This window comes from Dellaglioa sp. CoH-57-MRSF-22, from assembly GCF_056781895.1.
Genome location: NZ_JBXAXT010000213.1, coordinates 1 through 272, shown reverse-complemented (window position 1 = coordinate 272; position 272 = coordinate 1). Strand labels below are relative to the sequence as shown.

Sequence of the window (272 nt, the reverse complement as noted above, 5' to 3'; positions counted from 1 at the left end):
GGCTCCATTCTATCGAATGTTGGGGCCGCGCTAGGTGACGTGTTGAAGTCGAGCATGGGCGGTGCGGTCAGCACCAGCAGCTCAGCGCAACTTCCGTGGTATTTCGTGGAAGGTGCTACATGCCCATTCCGGGTCTACGATCAAGTAACGATCTTTCGCGAAGGTCGTGATCGTAAGTACCCATCGAAGTACAGCGTAGATAACCTGCGTCTCGATATCTATTCGGACTCTTCCAACCAAGCATTCAAGTACCTACAGGCGTGGAACAATAC

Annotated in this window: 1 protein-coding gene; it reads left to right on the top strand. The window is 52.6% G+C overall.

The window, feature by feature from the left end; all coding sequences use genetic code 11:
* On the top strand, nt 1-272 hold a 272-nt coding region (locus AC1RPR_RS08830; protein ID WP_481763576.1), incomplete at both ends, for a hypothetical protein.